The sequence below is a fragment of the Actinoalloteichus spitiensis RMV-1378 genome, from assembly GCF_000239155.1.
In the GTDB taxonomy this organism is placed as follows: Bacteria; Actinomycetota; Actinomycetes; order Mycobacteriales; family Pseudonocardiaceae; genus Actinoalloteichus_B; species Actinoalloteichus_B spitiensis.
Genome location: NZ_AGVX02000273.1, coordinates 1 through 4,682 on the forward strand (window position 1 = coordinate 1; position 4,682 = coordinate 4,682).

The window sequence follows — 4,682 nt, forward strand, 5'->3', positions numbered from 1 at the left end:
GGCGCGGGTCCGCTCCGCCCGCGCAGCGGAGCCCCGGGGAGCTCAGGTGTTGAGCAGGACGGCCAGCCGGATCTCCCTGGCGCTGCGCATGTGCTGCTTGGCAGCGGCCTCGGCGGCGTCCGGGTCACCCTGCTGGATGGCCCGCACGATCGCGTCGTGCTCCTCGATGGCGGAGGCCGGACGTCCCGGCCGGGCGAAGGTCGTCGGCGGGAGGCGGCGCACCGCCTGCTCGGCCTGGGCCAGGAAGCGGTCCAGGTAGTGGTTGCCCGCCGCCTCCCTGATGAGCCGGTGGAACTCGATGTTCTGCTTGGCCAGCCGCTCGACGTTGGGGCGCTTGGCGGCCTTGGCCATCTCCGCTTGGACCGCGTCCAGCCTGCCGATCAACTCCGGCGTGGGCCTCAGCGCGGCCAACCGCGCGGCGAGCCCCTCCAGGTTCTCCCGGATCACGTAGAGCGCCAGGATGTCCTCCAGGGACATCGGCGCCACGACGGTGCCCTGGTGGGCCGTCTTCACCGTCAGGCCCTCGTCGGACAGCCTGCGCAGCGCCTCCCGCACCGGCGTCCTGCTCACCTGGAGCGCGGCAGCGATCTCGTCCTCCCGCAGCCAGGTGGACGGAGGCAGGGCACCGTCGAGGATCGCCTCCCGCAGCGCGTCGGACACCGCGTCGGTCGTCCGCCCCCAGGTCGGCTTGCCATCGAGGTAGCGCGGCAGGGCGGCCACCGGCGAGTCGTGGACCGGGCCCGTCACCGCCGAGGCCGGGGAGCCGGGGCTACCGGAGCCACGCTGGGAGGGCGGACGGCTGCGGTTACTTTCTGAGGCCACAACAGAACGTTACTTCCCGGACGGGGCGAAGTCCCATGGTGGTGGCCAGAGCGAGACCTGCCCTTTTCGGCGGTCGCCCCCCGGCCGGCGCGTGCTGGGGCGGTCATCCGGACACCAACCGCTCGACCACGGCGGCGGTCACCGCGCGGGTGCCGCCCTCCGGTCGCCCGTCGGTCAGCCGTACCGCCCCCTCGGCGAAGGCGCCGTGCACGGCGGCCCGCACCGCGCTCCCGGCCGCCGGCAGGCCCGCGTGGTCGAGCAGCAGCGCGCCGGCCAGGATCTGGGACACCGGGTTGGCGAGGTCCCGGCCGGCCAGGGCGGGCGCGCTGCCGTGGATCGGTTCGAAGTAGGCGGCCTCCGCCCCGACGTTGGCCGAGGGGCACATCCCCAGACCCCCGACGGTGGCCGCCCCCAGGTCGCTGAGGATGTCGCCGAGGAAGTTCTCCATGACCAGCACGTCGAAGTGCCCGGGGGTCGCCACCAGGTCGTGAGCGGCGGCGTCCGCGTACCGGAAGTCGTGGTCGACGTCCGGGTAGTCGGCGGCGACCTCCTCGAAGATCTCGCGGAAGAACGCGAAGCTGCGCAGCACGTTGCTCTTGTCGACGCAGGTCACGCGGCTCACACCGTCGGCCGGCGCACCCTGGCGCGTCCTGGCCAGCTCGAAGGCGTGGCGGACCACGCGTTCGACGCCGTGGCGGGTCATCATCAGCTGGTCGACGGCGGCGCGGTCGTTGCGCACCCCGACGCCACGGGACAGGTAGAGGCCCTCGGTGTTCTCCCGGACGATGACGTAGTCGATGTCCCCGGGCGCGTACCTGGTCGGCGTGGCGACGCCCGGCAGCAGGCGCAGGGGCCGCACGTTGGCGTAGGTGTCCAGGCCACCGCGCAGCAGGCCGCCCAGCAGCCCGGCCTCCGTGCCGTCGGGGCGCCGCACCTCGGGCAGGCCCACGGGTCCCTTGAGCAACCCGTCGTACCCCCTCGCCCGGTCGAGGACCCCGGGGGCCAACGCCTCCCCGGTGCGCCGGTAGGTGCCCGCGCCGCCGTCCTCGCGCACCAGCTCCAACCGGTGGCCGGCTCCGGCCACGGCGGCGTCGAGGACCTCGACGGCGGAAGCCACCAGCTCGGGCCCGATCCCGTCGCCCTCGATCACGCCGATCGTCAGCGTCCGCGCAACCTCGTCCCTGCTTTGCATTCAATGAGTATGCAATACTCGGCCAACGAGGGCCAGCGTCGCGACGACCGGACCTGGAACCGGCGCGCGACCCCCGAACGGTCCCCCGGGGCACGAGCCACCCCGACCGGCGGAGCCACCTGGCCACGAATCCGACCAACCTGCGAGACAGCGGGAGGCAGCATGTCGATTGCGGTACCAGCGGTGCTCATGCGCGGGGGCACCAGCAAGTGCTGGACCTTCGACCTGCGGGAACTCGACGGTCTGACCGAAGACCGGGACGGGCTGCTCCTCCGCGCCTACGGCAGCCCCGACCTGCGCCAGGTCGACGGTGTCGGCGGCGCCACCTCCACGACGAGCAAGGCGGCCCTGCTCGCTCCTTCCGAGCGCGACGGAGTGCACGTTGAATACACGTTCGCCCAGATAGGCATCACCGAAGCGAAGGTGGACTGGAGCAACAACTGCGGGAACTGCGCCACCGTCGTCGGCCTCTACGCCGTCCAGGAGGGGTGGGTCAGCCCCACCGGCGACCTCACCCGGGTCATGGTGCTCAACACCAACACCGGCAAGCTGATCGCCCAGGACGTGCCGACCCCCGGTGGCCGCCCCACCAACGAGGGCGAGGTGCTGATCGACGGTGTGCCCTTCCCCGGCCCCGGGATCCGGATGGGCTTCGTCCGACCGCAGGGCGCGGTCACGGGCCGGTTGCTGCCCACCGGACGCGCGGTCGACCACCTCGACACCGAGCGCGGCCAGGTCCGGGCGACACTCGTCGACGCCGGCAACCCCTCGGCCCTGCTGTGGGGGCCGGACCTCGGCCTGGACGGCACCGAACTCCCCGCCCAGGTGGACCAGGACCCCGACCTGCTCCGGGTGCTGGACCAGGCCAGGGCCCACGCCTCCGAACTGATGGGCATCGCCCCCGACCGGACCCGCGCCGCCGAGGTGTCCAGGGCCATCCCCAAACTGGCCTGGCTGGCCCCGAGCTCGGACCAGCGCACGACGTCCGGGGAGGCGGTCCGCGCCGACGAGGCGGACGTCTCCGCGCGGATGTTGTCGATGGGGCGGACCCACCCGGCGCTGGCGGTGACGGTCAGCGTGGCGGTCGCCGCGGCGGCGGCGACACCGGGCACCGTCGTCCCGGAGAACGCGCGGGACCGCGACCCGCTGCGCCTGAGCACGCCCTCCGGTGTCCTCCCGCTGTGGACCACCACCCGGGACGGCGAGCTGGACACCGTGTTCGTGCTGCGCAACGCCCGCCGGCTCGCCACGGCGACCCTGGACGTCCCCACGCTCGCACCCCTCGGCTGACCCCCTGGCCCCGCACTCCCGGCTCGCGGTGCTGGGCCGCGGTCCGGCCGCGCGAGGGGGCGGCCGACACGGCGCGTCCACCCGGGGAGCACGGGCGTGAGTGGGTCCTGGCGGATGAGCGCTCAGGGGCTCCCCGGTCGGTCGCGTGGTGGCCCTGGTCGGGCACCCCCGGCCGCGTCGACGCGGCCCCGACGACCCCCGGGAACCGTCGCCGGATCCACCCGGCCAGCGGTAGACCCCCGCCGCCGACCACCACCCCAGCGACACCGCCCCCACCAGCACCGGGCGCACGACCGGCTTCTCGGCAAGGCGCCCTGATCACACCTCCGGTGTTCGTCCGCGCCCCCGCCCCCCCGCTCCAGCGAACCCCGCCCGACAGCTGATCACACGCCCGGCCGCCGGCACTCCCGCCGACCGACCACCACCTCACCAACCGCCCTGATCAGTACGAGACACCCAGTCCGCCCCCGGGAGGACGCAGGGGAGGCGACGGCTCGGCAGCGGCTGGCGGGAGGTCGGAGCGGCGCCGGCGGTCGAGATGCCGCTCCTGGCGTGCCGGCCTCCCGGCCCCGGCCCCACCGCCGCGCCGCGTCCCGGCCGGTGGCGCTGGTCCGACCGGCCGGGACGGGGCCGTTCTCAGGCGCGGAGCTGGGCGCTCTCCTCGGCCGCGGCGTACCCGGCCAGGCGGCCGAAGACCGCGCCCGCCGTGAGACCGGAGCCGCCCGGGTAGTTGCCGGAGAACAGCCCACCCACGAGTTCCCCGGCGGCGTAGAGGCCGTCGATGCCCTCACCGGCGGTCGTCAACACCTGGGCCGTCTCGTGGTGCACGTGCACCCCACCGAAGGTGAAGGTGATCCCGCAGGCGACCGGGTAGCCGTAGAACGGCGCGGTGTCCAAGGCCTGCGCCCAGTTCGACTTGGGCGGGTCCACCCGGGCGGCGCGGCCGTCCTTGACGGCGGGGGTGAACTCCACGTCGACGATCGACTCGTTGAACTCCCGCACGGTGGCCAGCAGGCCGTCGCGGTCGACTCCGAGCTTGTCGGCCAGTTCCTCCAGGCTGTCCGCCACCGCGCTCGTGATGGGCACGCTGTCGTACTCCAGCGTTCGCAGGATCGGCCGGGTCTTGGCGTCGAAGAGCTGGTAGGCGACGCCCTCCGGTTGGGCGAGCACCTCGCGCCCGTACTTGGCGTAGGTGAAGTTGCGGTAGTCCGCGCCCTCGTCGATGAAGCGCCGCCCGTCCCGGTTGACCACGATGCCCACCGGGTAGCTCTGCCGGGTCAACTGGTTGGTCAGCTCCCGGTTCCCGCCGTTCGGCGAGGCACCCGCGTCCCACTGCACGCTGTGGCAGGAGCCCCAGTCGCCGTGCGGCGCGGCGCCC

General features: G+C 73.9%; 4 protein-coding genes. 1 reads left to right on the plus strand and 3 read right to left on the minus strand.

Annotated features, from left to right (window positions below; translation table 11 throughout):
• Positions 1 to 42 precede the first annotated feature (42 nt).
• Positions 43 to 822 carry a GntR family transcriptional regulator gene (locus tag ACTIDRAF_RS0213020; protein ID WP_245533529.1) on the minus strand — a complete coding sequence of 260 codons (780 nt, stop codon included), beginning with the start codon at positions 820 to 822 and terminating at the stop codon, positions 43 to 45.
• A 103-nt stretch (positions 823 to 925) separates the two neighbouring features.
• The gene (locus ACTIDRAF_RS0213025; RefSeq protein WP_052168817.1) at positions 926 to 2,014 is read right to left on the minus strand and encodes an isocitrate/isopropylmalate dehydrogenase family protein; all 1,089 of its coding nucleotides are present in this window, start codon (positions 2,012 to 2,014) and stop codon (positions 926 to 928) included.
• A gap of 162 nt (positions 2,015 to 2,176) precedes the next feature.
• On the opposite strand from ACTIDRAF_RS0213025, the gene ACTIDRAF_RS0213030 reads away from it, so the two are divergent.
• Positions 2,177 to 3,304: a PrpF domain-containing protein gene (locus tag ACTIDRAF_RS0213030; protein WP_039787141.1), complete on the plus strand. Its 1,128-nt coding sequence runs from the start codon at positions 2,177 to 2,179 to the stop codon at positions 3,302 to 3,304.
• Positions 3,305 to 3,940: 636 nt separating this feature from the next.
• Here ACTIDRAF_RS0213030 and ACTIDRAF_RS28680 read toward each other — a convergent pair.
• On the minus strand, positions 3,941 to 4,682 hold a 742-nt coding region (locus ACTIDRAF_RS28680), incomplete at its 5' end, for an FAD-binding protein (protein WP_016699179.1).

Coding starts and splice junctions, on each gene's coding strand:
- ACTIDRAF_RS0213025 (WP_052168817.1), bottom strand. CDS start 2,014: ATGCAAAGCAGGGACGAGGTTGCGCGGACGCTGACGATCGGCGTGATC.
- ACTIDRAF_RS0213030 (WP_039787141.1), top strand. CDS start 2,177: ATGTCGATTGCGGTACCAGCGGTGCTCATGCGCGGGGGCACCAGCAAG.